Origin of the sequence: Neisseria sp., from assembly GCF_030530745.1 — a bacterium.
Lineage (GTDB): Bacteria > Pseudomonadota > Gammaproteobacteria > Burkholderiales > Neisseriaceae > Neisseria.
In genome coordinates this window covers 13,041-28,062 of record NZ_JAUMUI010000024.1, presented here as the reverse complement: position 1 = coordinate 28,062, position 15,022 = coordinate 13,041, and the positions used below count along the sequence as shown (strand labels likewise).

The following is a 15,022-nucleotide window of genomic DNA, read 5'->3' as shown; positions in this document are numbered from 1 at the left end:
CGGGGATTTTTGACCAAAAACACCGCCGTTGCGTTAATTGTCAACAGACCCTAGGCAAAACCCGCAAACTTATTTTGCGCCGTCCGCTCCTTCCATTTTGCCGTTTAAAAATTCCAGCGCAAACTGCACGGCCTGAGCGCGTATGCTGTCGCGGCCGCCCTCGAAAAACGCACGCTGCGCCCAAATCCGCTGCTTGGCAGCCAGCCCGAACCACACCGTGCCGACAGGCTTTTCCTCACTGCCGCCATCCGGCCCGGCAATGCCGGAAATACTCAAGGCATAGTCGGCCTTGGCGGCGATCAGTGCGCCGAGCGCCATTTCGCGCACGGTTTCCCCGCTCACCGCGCCGTAAAAATCAAGCGTGCTGCTTTTCACGCCCAAAAGCTGCTGCTTGGCTTCGTTGCTGTAGGTGACAAAACCGGTGTGAAACCATGCCGAGCTGCCCGGCAGGCGGGTGAGTTCGGCCGCAAGCAGGCCGCCGGTACACGATTCGGCGCAGGTTACGGTTTGCCCGCATTCGTTCAGGCGGGCGGTTAAGGCAGATAAGGCGGGGTTCATGATCAGGCAGCTTTCATAAGTGAGCCATATTTGTCCATACGGCACAACCAAACATAATAAAAAACCAAAGAGCAGCGGTTTGGGAGGTTAGTTTATCCGGCAATTTTAAACCGTTTTACCAACCGCGCATTCTTAATTTTATTCCGTTCGGCAATTTTATTGCCTGCCGCAAGCCGTTTCAGATTATTTTTTACATAGATTTTGGTTTGTTGCCTTTATACCGCAGCAACATGCGGTAAAGTTCGGCTTGCCGGGCACCAGCCTGCAGCCGTCTGAAAAATACACCGCACATTCCGACACACACACACAACAACCCCTGCCACACAACCATACGAACAAATGAATAAAAAACGCTATATCTTGCTCTATCTGCCCGTGGTGCTGGCCTTGTGCTGGTTTCTGCTGCTGATTTGGGTGTATGTGTCGGCGGTATCCGCCCGCCGCATCTCCATCGAAGAAATCCAACCTGCCGATGCCGCACTGGTATTGGGCAACGCCGTCAACAAAAACGGCCGCCCCAACCCCTGCCTGCGTTCGCGCGTGGCCGCCGCCGCCGACCTCTATCACGCGGGCAAAGTGCCCAAACTGGTGGTGAGCGGCGGCACCGACAGCGACGGCAGCAACGAGGCCCGTCATATGAAAGCCATCGCCGTCGAACTGGGCGTGCCCGAATCGCGCATCGCCACCGAAGGCAAATCGGAAAACACCTACGAAAATATCTTGTTCAGCTCGATTCCGCTCGCCAACAACAGCAACATCGTAATCGTAAGTGCCGACTACCACCTCAAACGGGCGCGCCGGCTGGCCGCCGGGCAATGGGGGCATGAAAAAAACCTGCAGGTTTATTCGGGGGCGGACGACTGCGACGAAAAAGCGCTGGACTACCCGCGCAAAATCGTGCGCGAAAGCCTGGCCTGGGTGAAAGCCGCCGTAACACCCGAATAGGCAGAACCGCCCAAGGCTGATTTGCGGCAGACGGTTCGGGGTTTCGGGTAAAATGGCGGTTTTCAACCCGTCCTGCATGATTCGGCCGGGCCGTCTGAAACCTTCAGACGGCCCGAAGCCTTTGCCGGACTTATAACAGACAAATGACGAACACACCCGACCGCTGGGCCGTCCACCGCCTGCTCGCCCGCAATACCGACGAACGCCTGCAACTGGTGCGCACCACCCCGCAGCAAATCGTGCTGGCAGGCGCCGATGCCGACGAAAGCCGCCGCCTGCTCGCCGCACGCTACCCCAAAGCCGCGTTTATCGAATACGACCCGCGCGCCGATTTTCTTCAAGCAGCCGCCGGTGCGCGCAAAGCCGGCTTATGGCAGAAACTCACCGGCAAAACCTTGCCGCAGCACTGCCAAAGCCTTGACGAACCGCTGCCCGAAGCAGCGGTCGATATGTTGTGGTCCAACTTGGGCCTGATTACCGCGCGCGAACCCGTGCCGGTTTTTGAAAACTGGGCGCGCGCGCTGAAACCCGACGGCCTGCTGTTTTTCACCCATTTCGGCGCCGACAGCCTGAGCGGCCTGACAGGCCGTCTGAAAGAAGCCGGCATCACCGTTAACGCACCGATGCTTTTCGATATGCACGATTTGGGCGATATGCTGTTCCACCACGGCTTTTACGATCCGGTAACCGACACCGCCGGGCTCGAGCTTTCCTACCGCCGCCCCGAAACCTTCTGGCAGGATATGGAAACCCTCGGCCTGTGGGCCTCGCTGGACTTCAGCGACGAAGCCGCCGCCCGTGCCGCCGTCAACCGGATGTTTGCCGGCGGTGCAACCCTCACCGCCACGCTCGAAACCGTATACGGCCATGCGGTCAGAAAGCGGCAGCTGCCCGCAGGAGAAAGCCCTGTTGTGTTTTACCCGAAGCGGCGCTGAAAACAGTTATGGCGGAATGTTTTCAGACGGCCTGAAACTTTCGGCGCCCTGCACCGCTCTTAATCATACGGATCTGCCGCCGGAGCAAAACCCCGCGACGCCCGGCAAATTTCGGTACAATACCGCCTGCTTTATTTGACTGCTTTATTTTTTTAATTTTATGACTTTCCGCCAACCTGCCAACCGCCCCCTCACCATCGCCCTGTGCGCCGGCGAAGCCTCCGGCGACCTGCTCGGTGCCCACCTGATGGCCGCCGTCAGACAGCGCTGCCCGCAGGCGCATTTTGTCGGCATCGGCGGGCCGCGTATGCTGGCCAAAGGCTTTGAAAGCCTCTACGACCAAGAAAAACTGGCCGTGCGCGGCTTTGCCGAAGTGGTAAAGCGCCTGCCCGAAATCCTGAAAATCCGCCACAGCCTGGTGCGCGACCTCAAACGCATCCGCCCCGACGTGTTCGTGGGCATCGACGCGCCCGACTTCAACCTCGGCGTGGCCGGAAAGCTCAAACAAGCAGGCATCCCCACCGTGCATTATGTCAGCCCCTCGGTGTGGGCTTGGCGGCGCGAGCGGGTCAATACCATTGTGGAACAGGTCAACCGCGTGCTGTGCCTGTTTCCGATGGAGCCGCAGCTTTATCAAGAAGCAGGCGGGCAGGCCGATTTTGTCGGCCACCCGCTGGCGCAAACCCTGCCGCTCGATGCCGACCGCGCCGCCGCGCGCCGGCATATGAAAATCGATCCGTGGGAGCCCGTGTTCTGCCTGATGCCCGGCAGCCGCGTGAGCGAAATCGACTATATGGCGCCGATATTCTTCCGCACCGCCCGCCTGCTGCTGCAGCGCTACCCTTCCGCCCGCTTCCTGCTGCCCGTGCCCACCGTGGCCACCCGCGGCCGCCTGATTTCGATTCTGCACCAAGGCGAATTTATCGGCCTGCCCATCCAACTGATGAGCGCGCACGCCGATCTGGCCTGCACCGCCGCCGACGTAGTGCTGGTTACCAGCGGCACCGCCACGCTGGAGGTGGCGCTGTGCAAACGCCCCATGGTAATCAGCTATAAAATCTCGCCGCTCACCTATGCCTATGTGAAACGCAAAATCAACGTACCCCACGTGGGGCTGCCCAACATCCTGCTCGGCAAAGGCGCCGTGCCCGAGCTTCTGCAAGACGACGCCACCCCCGCCAAACTGGCCGCCGCCGTGGCCGAATGGTATGAATCGCCGCAAGACGTCGCCGCCCTGCAGCAGGATTTCCTCACCCTCCACCGGCTTTTGCAGAAAGACACCGACGCGCTGGCCGCAAGTGCCGTGCTGGCCGAAGCGGGCATTGCCGACACCGCGCCCGAAGCCGTGGCAGAGGCCGTCTGAAAGACAACCGCATGAAAACCGTTTTAACCGCCGGCGTCGACGAAGCGGGGCGCGGCCCCTTGGCGGGCAGCGTATTTGCCGCCGCCGTGATTCTGCCGCCCGGCCATAACCTGCCCGGCCTCACCGATTCCAAAAAACTCAGCGAAAAAAAACGCAACGAACTGGCCGCACAAATCAAAGCGCAGGCCGTTGCATGGAGCGTTGCCCGCGCCGATGTGCAGGAAATCGCCGAACTCAATATCCTAAACGCCGCCATGCTCGCCATGACCCGCGCCGTGCAAGGCTTGGCCGTGCCGCCGCAAAAAGTGCTGATAGACGGCAACCGCGTGCCGGAAGATTTAAATATCCCGGCCGAAGCCGTGGTAAAGGGCGACAGCAAAATCACCGAAATCTCCGCCGCCTCCGTGCTCGCCAAAACCGCGCGCGACGCCGAAATGTACGCCCTCGCCGAGCGTTACCCGCAATACGGCTTCGAAAAACACAAAGGCTACGGTACCGCCGCCCACCTCGCCGCCCTCGCCGAATTCGGCGCCCTGCCCGAACACAGGCGCGGCTTCGCACCGGTAAAAACCCTATTGGCGCAAGGCAGGCTGTTTGAATGAATACCCGCCCGGCAGAAAACAGTTGGGGCCGTCTGAACGACCGATTTCAGACGGCCTCAAAACAAATATAAACCGAACCGCCAAACAACGCCTGCGTGCCCTTGGCACGCATCCTACACCCGAAATCGGCAAACATTAAATCAGCGGTAGGGTGCATCTTGATGCACCGCTGTTTCAGTATTAAACGGTGCAACAAGTTGCACCCTACTGCCGCTTTCCCCCCGCCATCATGCCCGCTGGCTTAAGAAAAACGGCACGTTATATGGCGCGGATAACCTTGGTAGGTCGGGCATCAATGCCCGACACAATCCGCACCCAAACAAAAGTCGGGCATAAATGCCCGACCTACGCCCGCTTTTCAGACGGCCTCAAAACAAATATATAAACCGAACCGCCGAACAACGCGTGCCTGCCTCACTCTAAACCAGCCAAATCATAATGCACGCTTCTGCCGCTGCCCTCTGCTTTGGTTAAGATTCCCTTATGCAGCAAATCGGTGATGTCCCTCAAGGCCGTGTCGCGCGAGCATTTGGCCACGGCAACCCATTTGCGGTTGTTAAGCTTGCCGTCAAAACCGTCAAGCAGACGGTTAAGCACCTTGATTTGGCGCTCGTTTAAAGAAGTGTCTGCCCATTTCTGCCAGAATCTGGTTTTGTACAGCACACCGTCTAATTGGCTGTGTGCAGCCTGCATGGCTTCGGCTATGGTGGTTAAAAACCACTTTATCCATTGGCCGGTATCCAAGCGGCCTTTTTGGGTTTGTTCCAAAATATCGTAATATTCCAAGCGCTTGTATTGCACTTGTGCCGACAAACTGTAAAACCGTTGCGCAGATTTATCGGCCTTGGCCAACAGCAGGTCGGCAATCGCCCGCGCAATGCGCCCGTTGCCGTCGTCAAACGGGTGCAGCGTTAAAAACCACAAATGGGCGATTGCAGCTTTAACGAATAAATCAGCAGGCGTTTCAGTGTTCAGCCAGTCGATAAATGCCCTCATCTCCTGCTCGATCCGTTCGGCCGGCGGTGCTTGATAATGAACTTTTTCGCGCCCCATTCGGCCGGAAACAACCTGCATCGCGCCCAGTTTGTCGTCGCGGTATCGGGCAACATTGATTTTGCTCATACCGCTGTATCCGGTGGGAAACAATGCCGCATGCCAGGCAAACAGGCGCTCTTCGGTAAGCTTTTGATCAAATTTTCCGGCAGCATCCAAAATCATTTCCACCACGCCTTCAACGCCCCTGTCTGCCGGTGCCAATGCGCCGACATCCACCCCCAGCCTGCGCGCCAATGAAGAACGCACCGATTGGGCATTTAACTGCTCGCCTTCAATCGCGCTGGTTTTGACAACATCCTCCGTCAGCGCCGACAAAACGGCCTGCTGCCGCACATCCATGCCCAAATCCCGCATCCTGCCCAGCAACAATCCCTGCTGATAATGCACTCGGCTGAGCGTATCGGAAATTTCTGCCAAATCAAAAGACCAATCCGGCCACCGGGCAGACTGCCAAATATATTGTATGTTTTCGCTCATCGGTCGGTTATCCTGCTTAATCGCCTTAAATATTAAGGCAATTAAACAGGGTAATCAACTTTCCGCCCACCATCATGCCGACCGGCTTAAGAAAAAAACGGCACGTTATATGGCGCGGATAACCTTGGTAGGTCGGGCATTGATGCCCGACACAATCCGCACCCAAACAAAAGTCGGGCATAAATGCCCGACCTACGCCCGCTTTTCAGACGGCCTCAAAACAAATATATAAACCGAACCGCCGAACAACGCCTGCGTGCCCTTGGCACGCATCCTACACCCGAAACCGGCAAACGTTGAACGGCAGTAGGGTGCATCTTGATGCACCGCTGTTGCAGTATTAAACGGTGCAACAAGTTGCACCCTACTGCCTGAAGCAAACATTAAATTGGGTAGACAGCGGGTTGCGCGGGCTGCGGATCAATTCAAAGCAGGCAGCGGGTTTCGGCAGGAAGCGGGAACCAAATCGGCGGCCAAATCCGTGCCGCATTCCCATGTGCCTTCATCGGCAGAATAGCGCACGGCGATTTTTTTATTTTGTATATTGTCGTTCACGCCCGCAGCTTTAAACGTTACCGTAAGCAGGCAGCGTTTATTGGCGCTATTCGAGGTAATTTTGATATTCTCCACATATTTCCCTTCGGTAACTTCGCCCGCAAACCACGCCGCCGTATCAACACACTGCTCGATGCTGCCCGCAGAAACCGATTCCACCAAAGGCGTTTTCAAACCTTTGAGCAGCGACATCCCCTCGGCCACCTGCGCCTTGCCCGTATAGTTGGCATACATCGGCAGAGCCAGCGCGGCCAAAATGCCGACAATGGCCACAACCGTCATCAATTCGATAAGCGTAAACCCGTTTTGTGTCATTGTTTTATTTTGTATCATTATTTTCCACCCCTTTTATTTTTATTGTTGCTTTTGAAAAAAGCCCGCCGTTTAAGGCGGGCATATCGACCAGCTGACTACATTATTTTATGAGCCGCTATTTCCTGCATAAGTACCTGTGGGTTGGCAAGCAGCAGGAGCAACATTTTTAGCCAAATCAGTATTACAACTCCAAGCGCCTGTAGAGGGAGTAAAGTCCATGGCAATATGTTTCGCTGCAACCTTGTCGTTAACTCCTTCAGTAGCAGCTTTGAAAGTAACTTCAAGACGACAGTTGCTACCTTGAACTTTAGCAGTAATGCCGCTTACATATTTACCTTCTTTAACCGCACCTTCATACCATGCAGGAGCAGCAGTACCTGTTGAGGTACAAGCACCAGCCAAGCTGCTTGAGGCGATTGCTTCAATCAGCGGCGTTTTCATACCGCCCAACAAATCATAACCTTCAGTGGCCTGTGCGCGGGCGGTGTAATCACCATACATCGGCAACGCAATCGCAGCCAGAATACCGATAATCGCCACGACGATCATCAACTCGATCAGGGTAAAGCCTTTTTGGATAGATTTCATGTTTAAAACTCCAGGTTAAGTGTTTAAAGTGTATAGATTTTTTTTGTTAGATATAAAACCGTAATGTGCTTGGCACGTTTTTTTTTTTGCTGTTTTGTTTCTGCATCCAAAAGAAGAAAGGTCTACAGCTATGCCGCTTGGGGTTTTGCCTCTGCCCGGGCTTCGGCTCGGCCTGCTGCGGGTAAAACTGACAAAAAACGTCGCATGACAAAAAAATAAACCTGGGGTTCGCAATTTCGGCACTCTGCTGCCGAAAATCGTCATGTTAAATTAAGTTAACAATTTGTTTGAATAATTGCTTTAGCATTAACAAACCAAAGTCATAAAATTAAAACATCATAAAATCAATCAAATAAGAAAAACCAAGCCGATATTTTTCAAGATGGCACGGCCTTTGCTTGATACCTTGCAACCGCAGCAGGCCGAGCCGAAGCCCGGGCAGAGGCAAAACCCCAAGCGGCATAGCTGTAGACCTTTCTTCTTTTGGATGCAGAAACAAAACAGCAAAAAAAAAAACGTGCCAAGCACATTACGGTTTTATATCTAACAAAAAAAATCTATACACTTTAAACACTTAACCTGGAGTTTTAAACATGAAATCTATCCAAAAAGGCTTTACCCTGATCGAGTTGATGATCGTTATCGCCATCATCGGCATCTTGGCCGCAATCGCACTGCCCATGTATCAGGATTACATCTCCGAATCACAAATGACCCGAGCTTCCAGCGAACTGGCCTCACGTAAAACCATCGTTGATGCTGCCTTCTTCAAGGGTCGCACCATTGTTGTAGGATCAAGTTCTGCAACTGATACAGCAGATACTTTAAATTTGACCAAGGGAGCTGAAAATGCAGGCGACCCTGTTTCCAATATCATCGGTTCTGTAGCTGCTCCTACAAGTGCAGATGGCCCTGGTACTGCTTTAGCGGTTACATTAGGTAACGGTGCAAACTCCGCCATTGCCGGCACAACCGTAACTTATACCCGCGACAACACCGGCAACTGGTCTTGCACTGTAACCCCTGTTGCTAATAAAGGCTGGAAAGCCAAATTTATGCCCGCAGGCTGTACCGAAGCATCTTAATACTCCTAACGGCGGCAGATACGGTTAGCCGCCTCCAAGCGGCGCAACCGTATGCCGAAAGCCAAGGCCGTCTGAAAACGATATTTCAGACGGCCTTTTTTATTTCGGAAAAACCGCCCGCGCGCTTCGGGTTACGGCGTAACTTGGGCAGTTTAATACGAACCTGAAACGGCGGTGCATCAAGATGCACCCTACGGGCTGCGCGGGAACAACGGCCGGCGGGAATTGCGGGCATTAAAATAATTTTGCAAAAACCTAAAATAAAACAACAGCGGGGGGCGAATGAATACAAAAACACATTTTTCGGGCTTTACCATTATCGAACTGATAATGGTGATGGCCATTATCGGCGTGCTGGCCGCGATTGCGCTGCCGGTATATCAGGGTTACGGCATCAAGGCGCAGCTGGAAAGGGTGCGCGCTGAGGTTAACATCATCAAACGCAATGCCGACGCCATGGCTTTGCGCGGCGGCCAACCCACCGCGCTGGAAAGTGAAGACAGCACCCGCAGCGCCAACGGGCAGATGCGCTACTATATCGGCGTGGATATGTGGACCATCGGCTCGGATTTGGTTTCCGACGCCGAGCTGAAATACGAACTGCCCGGCGGAATGTTCAGCGGCATACGTTTAACGGTGGGCGATACGGCAAACCGCGCGATTCACGGTTTGGAAATCGAATACAGCCGCGACGCTTTCGGCGCATGGGGCTGTGTGATGAAAACGGGCGCGGCAGGCGCGTGGAAACCCGATTATGCCTGGCCGGAATGCTCGGTGGAAAATTAAGCAGCGGTAGGGTGCAACTTGTTGCACCATTTAATACGGATTTGAAACAGCGGTGTATCAAGATGCACCCTACGGGTTGCTGAACAGTGCTAACGAAGAAAAGCAGGGCAAATCGGATGCCTGCAGCCATATCTGCCGGCAGATATGCTAGAATGAAACGGCAACACCGCGCAGAATAAAGAAAGGATGACCCCATGAATGCCGCAGCATCGGACTACCGCATCTCCGAGTTCGACACTCAGCAGGAAGCCGAGGACTACGATGTTTGGTTTCGTGAAAAGGTTGAAGAGGGGTTGAAGTGCGATAAGTTCCATACCCATGACGAGGTTTTGGCACAGCTCCGCCAACGCCGTGCAGCACGCCAAAAATCATGCTGAATGTGGTTTGGCGTAACACGGCACTGGGGGATTTGCTGGAAATTACCGGCTATATCGGCGAACGCAATCCCGTTGCCGGGATAGAAATGGAAGACCTGCTGGCCGGTTCCGCCCAAAAACTTTCCGAGGCCCCTTATATCGGCAGATCCGGCAAAGTATCGGGAACGCGCGAATTTGTCGCCCACCCCAACTATATCTTGGTTTACAAAATCGAAATCGGGGCGGTACACATCATCCGTGTGCTTCATACCCGGAGACAATATCCCTGATAATTTGAAGCGGGCGTAGGTCGGGCATTTATGCCCGACTTTTTGTTTGGGTGCGGATTGTATCGGGCATAAATGCCCGACCTACCAAAAAAAACTGTCAACAAGCGCAGCCTGCATAATCCGCTATTGCCGGACCGCCGATTTAACGTTTGCCGATTTCGGGAGTAGGGTGCAACTTGTTGCACCATTTAATACGGATTTGAAACAACGGTGCATCAAGATGCACCCTACGGGTTGCTGAAAGAAACGGTGCAAACGGAGTTCCCGAAAGGAAACAAGTTTCTTCGAAGCTAAAACGTAATTTACGTAACTGCCACTCACATTAACAAACCAACCCGCTATGATGCTTTCGGCTTCAGGCATTATGCCTGCGCCGCGCGGCCGGAAACCGCCTGCGGCCATGCCGGCCAAACGGTTTTGCCGCCGTGTTTTACGCTTACTCTTAAACTAATTTGAAGGACACAAAAATGAAAAAAGCTTCCGCATTAACCGCCGCCGTTTTAGCCGGCGTCTGCGCCCTGTCGCTGGCGGCCTGTTCGTCTGAACGCGCCCCCAAACACGGGCACGCCCCGGCTGGAAAAGAATTCCGCCGCGGCGGCATGGATCGCGGCTTTAAGGATTTAAACCTCACACAGGAGCAAAAGGCCAAAATCCGCGCGATTATGGAAGAAGGCCGCGGCAGCCGTATGCAGCCGCCCGGTGAAAACCGCCGCGAAGCATTCCGCCAACAAATGGAAAGCCGCCGCATTGCCGAACAAAACCTGCTGACCAACCCTGTTTTCGACGAGGCCGCCGCCCGCAGTCTGATTGCCCAACGCGAACAGGGCATGGAAGAGCAGCGCCGCCAACGCGCCGAATTCGAATTGCAGCAGCTGAAAAAACGCCATGCTGTTTTTCAGGTGCTGACACCCGAACAGCAGCAGAAATGGCTGGCCGGCCAAGGGCAGCGCGGCCAACGCCCTGCCGCGCCTGCCAGATAAGCGGCAAGGCAAAACAGGCCGAAACCCTTGCAAAAACAGGTTTTAATCCTGAATTGATTTATGTTTCGCCATACCCGGGCTTAGCCCGGGTATCTTATTAGCGGATTTATAAATCATTTAGGCCGTCTGAAAACAAATGCGGAATTTGCTTTCAGACGGCCTTTCGGTCGGGTGAAACAGATTTAAAGCCGTTGCACACGCTGCTTAAGCGCTGCGATTTTATCTTGCAGTTTCGATACGCGGCCGTGCCAGATTACCAAAGCTCCGGATACCAGCAGCAACAGCAGCAGGGTGGCGCCGCCGGTTTGGTAATCGCCGAAATCCTTAAGCTGCATAATATTGCCGGCGCCTGTAATAACCGGCGTGGAAGGGGCGGCCAGAATCATAAACATCACGCCGCACACCGCCAGGCATGAAAACAGCAGCACCATGCCGGTTTTCAGCCGCCAGTTTTTGAAGCGGGCGGCAGCCAGGCCGGCAGCCGTCAACACGGCGGATGCCGCCGAAAAGGCCAGCAGCGCCGACCATTTGTCTACTACCGTCTGCGTGGAGATGAAAGCGGTCAGCCCCAGCATATACAGACAGAAAACAGAGCCGCAGAAAAATACCATACTCAACAGATTACGCATTACCTATTCCACCTGAAGTTTGAAAATAAAAATGGGTGCGGGAGCGGAACAAAAAATACACGATGCAGGCAAACAGCACCACCCCGTAAAGCAGCATCGGCTGGTCGGGCGCTACCGCCAGATTGAATACGGTTCCCGCCGTACCATAAAGCACATACAGCCAGCGCCCCCAGTTTTTAGCGCGCAGCATGGCTGCGCCCGCAATGATGTTCAACACCTGTTCCGGACAGAAGGCAGGAGTATAAATGCCTATCGGAAACGGGATATGGCGGATAATCTCCTGCATTTCGGGGTTGTGCCGGGTTAACAGCATGGCCAGTGCGCTTAATATTGAGGCGGCAATTAAAAACCACGCAAGAACCGTTACAAAAAGCGGTCGTTTCATAATTTATCTAAAAAATACATTTTTTAACAAATTAGATTATGCCAAATAAATTTGGTTTGCGGTTGGTTTTTAGATAAACGGTTTAAATTCTGCATAAGGGTTGCCGGAGTGTTTCAAACCGGACAGGCCGCCGTTTTCGGCGGGGCGTTTTAAGCGGTGTTGCCCGATATTTTTGAAAGGTTTGATTATCTCTATAAAATACAAAATATTAAAAAATATTTTCTTCAGATTTATTTAAGCTGTACCGGTAGGGCGGCGTTTTTTCCGCATCATCGGAAAACCGTTTTTTATCGGGTTCCGTATACAGATCCTGTTGTTTATTTACTACGTTGTCATTTTATGCGATTAGGTTTCCGGTTTTCCCGCCACCCGGCTTGCCTGCATAAAGCAAACACCAATTATCGTTTTTTAACATAATATGGTTAAAATTTGCCGGTTCGGTGGACGCAAACGATTATGTTTCAGACGGCCCGGCTGTAACCGGAAACCGGATTTAACAAAAAACCGGATAAATTTCGGTTATTTTCACAAAATTAAAGATTAGATCAACAAGCGGGATACGGATGGTAGCTGTAGCGGTTTAACGGCATTGCACGGCAGGGGAATATTGCGCAGTGATATAAAAAAGCGTTACGGCAGATGCTTTGCATTACAATACGCATTTTTCCCGCCGTGCCGCCCGCCTGCTATGGAATTATTCCGGTTTTATGCCGCCTTGGCCGCATCCGCTTTCACTTCCGCCACCATTCTGCCCGGCACGTCTGAAGCCGCTTTCACCGCTTTTGTACTCCGTTATCCGGAAGCTTGGTTGGGTGCGTGGCTGGTGGCGGGCTTTTTCAACGGGGCGGGCAGCATTGTATCGTACGGCATGGGCAGGCTGCTGCCCGATAAGAAAAGGCCGTCTGAAAAAATATTCAAGTTTCTGAACCGATACGGTATCTGGACACTGCTGTTGGCCTGGGTGCCCGTTGCGGGCGACGGCCTGCCGGTTGCGGCCGGCTGGCTGCGCCTGAATTTTTGGAAATGCTGCCTGATTCTGACGACGGGCAAACTGCTGCGTTACGGCATGTTGCTCGGCGGCATACAGGTTTGGAACGGAGCGGCATTTACGGCTTGAACTTAGCGGGCATCATTTTTAAATGCCGACGCTCCGGACTTCAGCATCGAAAAACTTCGGGCTGGATTTATTGATGGAAATACGCCCGCATACGCCGAATTTAAAATTACAGGCCGTCTGAAAAAAACGATTAGGATAAACACCATGCCGAGTTTTTTACCCGAACCCGCCCTGCCTTACGGGCAGCAAAACAAAACCGCCGTGCTGCTGATAAACCTCGGCACGCCGGATGCGCCGACGGCTGCGGCGGTCAAACCCTACCTGCGCGATTTTCTGTCGGACAAGCGCGTGGTGGAGCTGCCCAAACCGTTATGGCAGCCGATACTGCACGGAGTGGTGCTGACACTGCGCCCGAAAAGAAGCGCCCGCGGTTATGAAAAAGTGTGGCTGCCCGAAGGTTCGCCTCTGGCGGTTTATACGGAAAAGCAGGCCGAACTGCTGGAGCGGCGGCTGCCGGATATTGCCGTGCGCCATGCCATGAGTTACGGCAACCCCGGTGTGCCTCAGGTTTTGCGCGAGCTGAAAGCGCAAGGCGTGATGCAGGTGCTGGCCGTGCCGCTTTACCCGCAGTATGCCGCTTCCAGTGCGGGGGCGGCACTCGACAAAGTATTCGGCGAACTTTTGCGGCAGCGCAACCAAATGAGCGTGCGCACCGTGTCGCGCTTTTATAACGACGAAGGCTATATCGCCGCGATGAAACAGCATATCGAAGCTTATTGGGCACAACACGGGCGCGGCGGCAAACTGATGCTGAGCTTTCACGGCATTCCGCAGAAAAATATCGACGAGGGCGATCCGTATCAGTATGAATGCCGTGAAACCGCGCGCCTGCTGGCAGAGGCTCTGTCTGTCGGTGAAAACGATTATGTGGTTTCGTTTCAAAGCCGGTTCGGCAAGGCCGAATGGGCGGGACCGGGCACACAGGAACTGTTCGCCCGCCTGCCCGGGCAGGGGGTGGTTGATTTAGACGTGTTCTGCCCCGGTTTTATCTGCGACTGTCTGGAAACTATGGAAGAAATCGCCATTGCCGGCCGCGAACAGTTTCACGAGGCAGGGGGAAGGCAATTCCGCTATATTCCGTGCCTGAACACCGGCACGGCATGGATAGACGCCCTCACCGCCCTGGTGGAACGCAACCTCAAGGGCTGGCGCAGGTAAAAAAGCAGCGTTAACCTGCTTTATCTGCTTTATCTTATTGAAATCCAAGCCCCCGCCCTAACTTGCTTAAGCAGCCTGTTTGCGCGACAATAGCTGCAAACTATCACAAACTTAAGGAAACACATCATGTCAGAAGAAACCCCCATCATCTTTACCGAGAGCTGCTGCACCAAAGTGGCCGACTTAATCGCCGAAGAAAACAACCCCGATTTGAAACTGCGGGTTTTTGTGAACGGCGGCGGCTGCTCGGGCTTCCAATACGGTTTCACTTTCGACGAAATCAAAAACGACGATGATTTCGAAATTGAAAAAAACGGCTTAACCTTTTTGGTGGACCCCATGAGTTACCAATATCTGGTAGGCGCCGAAATCGACTACACCGAAAGCCTGCAGGGTTCGCAATTCGTTATCCGCAACCCGAACGCCACCACCACCTGCGGCTGCGGTTCGTCGTTTTCCGTTTGATGCAGCAAACCGAACCGCCCTCCCTCCGCCATTTTATTTCAAAATTTGCAGGGGGGGGGCAACTTTATAGTGTTATATTGATTTTATTAAACCGAAGTGCTTGAAATTTAGTTTTATGTAGTTTAAATTTCCGTTTGGAAGCCCGAAGCGCGGCCTGAAACAGGGCGGCTCCGCTCCGAGGGGCATAATAACTGTTTCAGACGGCATTTGCGTTTACCGGGATACGCCGCCCGCCTGCCGAAAACATGTATCGGTAAAACAACCTTCCCAACTTTATTCGGTCGCAAATAAATACCGTCTGTATACATCCTGCTGACAAAGCTCCGGCAATTGCTTAACCTTAACGCTGTATTTTGAAAAACAGGCAGTCAACAGCA

18 protein-coding genes are annotated in these 15,022 nt (G+C 53.7%); 12 read left to right on the top strand and 6 right to left on the bottom strand.

Going from position 1 to position 15,022, the window contains the following annotated elements; genetic code table 11:
* Positions 1–69: 69 nt before the first annotated feature.
* On the bottom strand, positions 70–558 hold the full coding sequence (locus tag Q3970_RS08610) for a CinA family protein (protein ID WP_303100171.1): 489 nt from the start codon (positions 556–558) through the stop codon (positions 70–72).
* A 339-nt stretch (positions 559–897) separates the two neighbouring features.
* Here Q3970_RS08610 and Q3970_RS08605 point away from each other — a divergent pair, with 339 nt between their 5' ends.
* From Q3970_RS08605 to rnhB, 4 genes are all read left to right on the top strand, one after another.
* Positions 898–1,503: a vancomycin high temperature exclusion protein gene (locus tag Q3970_RS08605; RefSeq protein WP_303100170.1), complete on the top strand. Its 606-nt coding sequence runs from the start codon at positions 898–900 to the stop codon at positions 1,501–1,503.
* A gap of 143 nt (positions 1,504–1,646) precedes the next feature.
* Entirely contained in the window at positions 1,647–2,438 is a 792-nt protein-coding gene (locus tag Q3970_RS08600; RefSeq protein ID WP_303100169.1) for a methyltransferase domain-containing protein, read from the top strand.
* A gap of 160 nt (positions 2,439–2,598) precedes the next feature.
* Positions 2,599–3,801: a lipid-A-disaccharide synthase gene (gene lpxB, locus Q3970_RS08595; protein WP_303100168.1), complete on the top strand. Its 1,203-nt coding sequence runs from the start codon at positions 2,599–2,601 to the stop codon at positions 3,799–3,801.
* Positions 3,802–3,812: 11 nt separating this feature from the next.
* Complete coding sequence (gene rnhB, locus Q3970_RS08590) at positions 3,813–4,403, top strand: ribonuclease HII (protein ID WP_303100167.1); 591 nt, start codon at positions 3,813–3,815, stop codon at positions 4,401–4,403.
* 414 nt (positions 4,404–4,817) lie between these two features.
* Here the strand turns inward: rnhB and Q3970_RS08585 are convergent, their stop codons facing one another.
* From Q3970_RS08585 to Q3970_RS08575, 3 genes are all read right to left on the bottom strand, one after another.
* Positions 4,818–5,936, bottom strand: a complete 1,119-nt coding sequence (locus tag Q3970_RS08585) for a Fic family protein (protein ID WP_303100166.1) — start codon at positions 5,934–5,936, stop codon at positions 4,818–4,820.
* A 420-nt stretch (positions 5,937–6,356) separates the two neighbouring features.
* Positions 6,357–6,824 (bottom strand): pilin, encoded by a 468-nt coding sequence (locus tag Q3970_RS08580; RefSeq protein ID WP_303100165.1) that lies wholly within the window; start codon positions 6,822–6,824, stop codon positions 6,357–6,359.
* An 87-nt stretch (positions 6,825–6,911) separates the two neighbouring features.
* The gene (locus Q3970_RS08575; RefSeq protein WP_303100164.1) at positions 6,912–7,394 is read right to left on the bottom strand and encodes a pilin; all 483 of its coding nucleotides are present in this window, start codon (positions 7,392–7,394) and stop codon (positions 6,912–6,914) included.
* 593 nt (positions 7,395–7,987) lie between these two features.
* On the opposite strand from Q3970_RS08575, the gene Q3970_RS08570 reads away from it, so the two are divergent.
* The 5 genes from Q3970_RS08570 (at position 7,988) to Q3970_RS08550 (ending at position 10,891) form a co-directional block, all read left to right on the top strand.
* Positions 7,988–8,479 (top strand): pilin, encoded by a 492-nt coding sequence (locus Q3970_RS08570; protein WP_303100163.1) that lies wholly within the window; start codon positions 7,988–7,990, stop codon positions 8,477–8,479.
* 282 nt (positions 8,480–8,761) lie between these two features.
* On the top strand, positions 8,762–9,265 hold the full coding sequence (locus tag Q3970_RS08565; protein WP_303100162.1) for a prepilin-type N-terminal cleavage/methylation domain-containing protein: 504 nt from the start codon (positions 8,762–8,764) through the stop codon (positions 9,263–9,265).
* Between the two features lie 194 nt (positions 9,266–9,459).
* Positions 9,460–9,642 carry a hypothetical protein gene (locus Q3970_RS08560; RefSeq protein WP_303100161.1) on the top strand — a complete coding sequence of 61 codons (183 nt, stop codon included), beginning with the start codon at positions 9,460–9,462 and terminating at the stop codon, positions 9,640–9,642.
* Positions 9,636–9,911, top strand: a complete 276-nt coding sequence (locus Q3970_RS08555; protein ID WP_303100160.1) for a type II toxin-antitoxin system RelE/ParE family toxin — start codon at positions 9,636–9,638, stop codon at positions 9,909–9,911. Before Q3970_RS08560 ends, Q3970_RS08555 begins: the two co-directional genes overlap by 7 nt.
* Positions 9,912–10,378: 467 nt before the next feature.
* Entirely contained in the window at positions 10,379–10,891 is a 513-nt protein-coding gene (locus Q3970_RS08550; RefSeq protein ID WP_303100159.1) for a Spy/CpxP family protein refolding chaperone, read from the top strand.
* 182 nt (positions 10,892–11,073) lie between these two features.
* Here Q3970_RS08550 and Q3970_RS08545 read toward each other — a convergent pair whose 3' ends face one another.
* Together Q3970_RS08545 and Q3970_RS08540 are read right to left on the bottom strand one after the other, a co-directional pair.
* Positions 11,074–11,520 (bottom strand): hypothetical protein, encoded by a 447-nt coding sequence (locus tag Q3970_RS08545; RefSeq protein ID WP_303100158.1) that lies wholly within the window; start codon positions 11,518–11,520, stop codon positions 11,074–11,076.
* Entirely contained in the window at positions 11,513–11,905 is a 393-nt protein-coding gene (locus Q3970_RS08540) for a hypothetical protein (protein ID WP_303100157.1), read from the bottom strand. Before Q3970_RS08540 ends, Q3970_RS08545 begins: the two co-directional genes overlap by 8 nt.
* A 688-nt stretch (positions 11,906–12,593) precedes the next feature.
* Between Q3970_RS08540 and Q3970_RS08535 the strand changes: the two genes are divergently transcribed.
* The 3 genes from Q3970_RS08535 to erpA all read left to right on the top strand — a co-directional run bounded on the left by Q3970_RS08535 (position 12,594) and on the right by erpA (position 14,645).
* Positions 12,594–13,022, top strand: coding sequence for a YqaA family protein (locus Q3970_RS08535; RefSeq protein WP_303100156.1), 429 nt, complete (start codon positions 12,594–12,596; stop codon positions 13,020–13,022).
* A gap of 144 nt (positions 13,023–13,166) precedes the next feature.
* The gene (gene hemH, locus Q3970_RS08530) at positions 13,167–14,180 is read left to right on the top strand and encodes a ferrochelatase (protein WP_303100155.1); all 1,014 of its coding nucleotides are present in this window, start codon (positions 13,167–13,169) and stop codon (positions 14,178–14,180) included.
* Between the two features lie 126 nt (positions 14,181–14,306).
* Positions 14,307–14,645, top strand: a complete 339-nt coding sequence (gene erpA / locus Q3970_RS08525; protein WP_303100154.1) for an iron-sulfur cluster insertion protein ErpA — start codon at positions 14,307–14,309, stop codon at positions 14,643–14,645.
* Positions 14,646–15,022 lie beyond the last annotated feature (377 nt).

Excerpts from the sequence above, each read along its gene's own strand:
- Q3970_RS08605 (WP_303100170.1), top strand. The coding sequence starts at position 898 with ATGAATAAAAAACGCTATATCTTGCTCTATCTGCCCGTGGTGCTGGCC.
- Q3970_RS08585 (WP_303100166.1), bottom strand. The coding sequence starts at position 5,936 with ATGAGCGAAAACATACAATATATTTGGCAGTCTGCCCGGTGGCCGGAT.
- Q3970_RS08535 (WP_303100156.1), top strand. The coding sequence starts at position 12,594 with ATGGAATTATTCCGGTTTTATGCCGCCTTGGCCGCATCCGCTTTCACT.
- Q3970_RS08555 (WP_303100160.1), top strand. The coding sequence starts at position 9,636 with ATGCTGAATGTGGTTTGGCGTAACACGGCACTGGGGGATTTGCTGGAA.
- Q3970_RS08575 (WP_303100164.1), bottom strand. The coding sequence starts at position 7,394 with ATGAAATCTATCCAAAAAGGCTTTACCCTGATCGAGTTGATGATCGTC.
- hemH (WP_303100155.1), top strand. The coding sequence starts at position 13,167 with ATGCCGAGTTTTTTACCCGAACCCGCCCTGCCTTACGGGCAGCAAAAC.
- Q3970_RS08540 (WP_303100157.1), bottom strand. The coding sequence starts at position 11,905 with ATGAAACGACCGCTTTTTGTAACGGTTCTTGCGTGGTTTTTAATTGCC.
- Q3970_RS08580 (WP_303100165.1), bottom strand. The coding sequence starts at position 6,824 with ATGATACAAAATAAAACAATGACACAAAACGGGTTTACGCTTATCGAA.
- Q3970_RS08560 (WP_303100161.1), top strand. The coding sequence starts at position 9,460 with ATGAATGCCGCAGCATCGGACTACCGCATCTCCGAGTTCGACACTCAG.
- lpxB (WP_303100168.1), top strand. The coding sequence starts at position 2,599 with ATGACTTTCCGCCAACCTGCCAACCGCCCCCTCACCATCGCCCTGTGC.
- Q3970_RS08570 (WP_303100163.1), top strand. The coding sequence starts at position 7,988 with ATGAAATCTATCCAAAAAGGCTTTACCCTGATCGAGTTGATGATCGTT.
- Q3970_RS08610 (WP_303100171.1), bottom strand. The coding sequence starts at position 558 with ATGAACCCCGCCTTATCTGCCTTAACCGCCCGCCTGAACGAATGCGGG.
- Q3970_RS08565 (WP_303100162.1), top strand. The coding sequence starts at position 8,762 with ATGAATACAAAAACACATTTTTCGGGCTTTACCATTATCGAACTGATA.
- rnhB (WP_303100167.1), top strand. The coding sequence starts at position 3,813 with ATGAAAACCGTTTTAACCGCCGGCGTCGACGAAGCGGGGCGCGGCCCC.
- Q3970_RS08600 (WP_303100169.1), top strand. The coding sequence starts at position 1,647 with ATGACGAACACACCCGACCGCTGGGCCGTCCACCGCCTGCTCGCCCGC.
- Q3970_RS08545 (WP_303100158.1), bottom strand. The coding sequence starts at position 11,520 with ATGCGTAATCTGTTGAGTATGGTATTTTTCTGCGGCTCTGTTTTCTGT.
- Q3970_RS08550 (WP_303100159.1), top strand. The coding sequence starts at position 10,379 with ATGAAAAAAGCTTCCGCATTAACCGCCGCCGTTTTAGCCGGCGTCTGC.
- erpA (WP_303100154.1), top strand. The coding sequence starts at position 14,307 with ATGTCAGAAGAAACCCCCATCATCTTTACCGAGAGCTGCTGCACCAAA.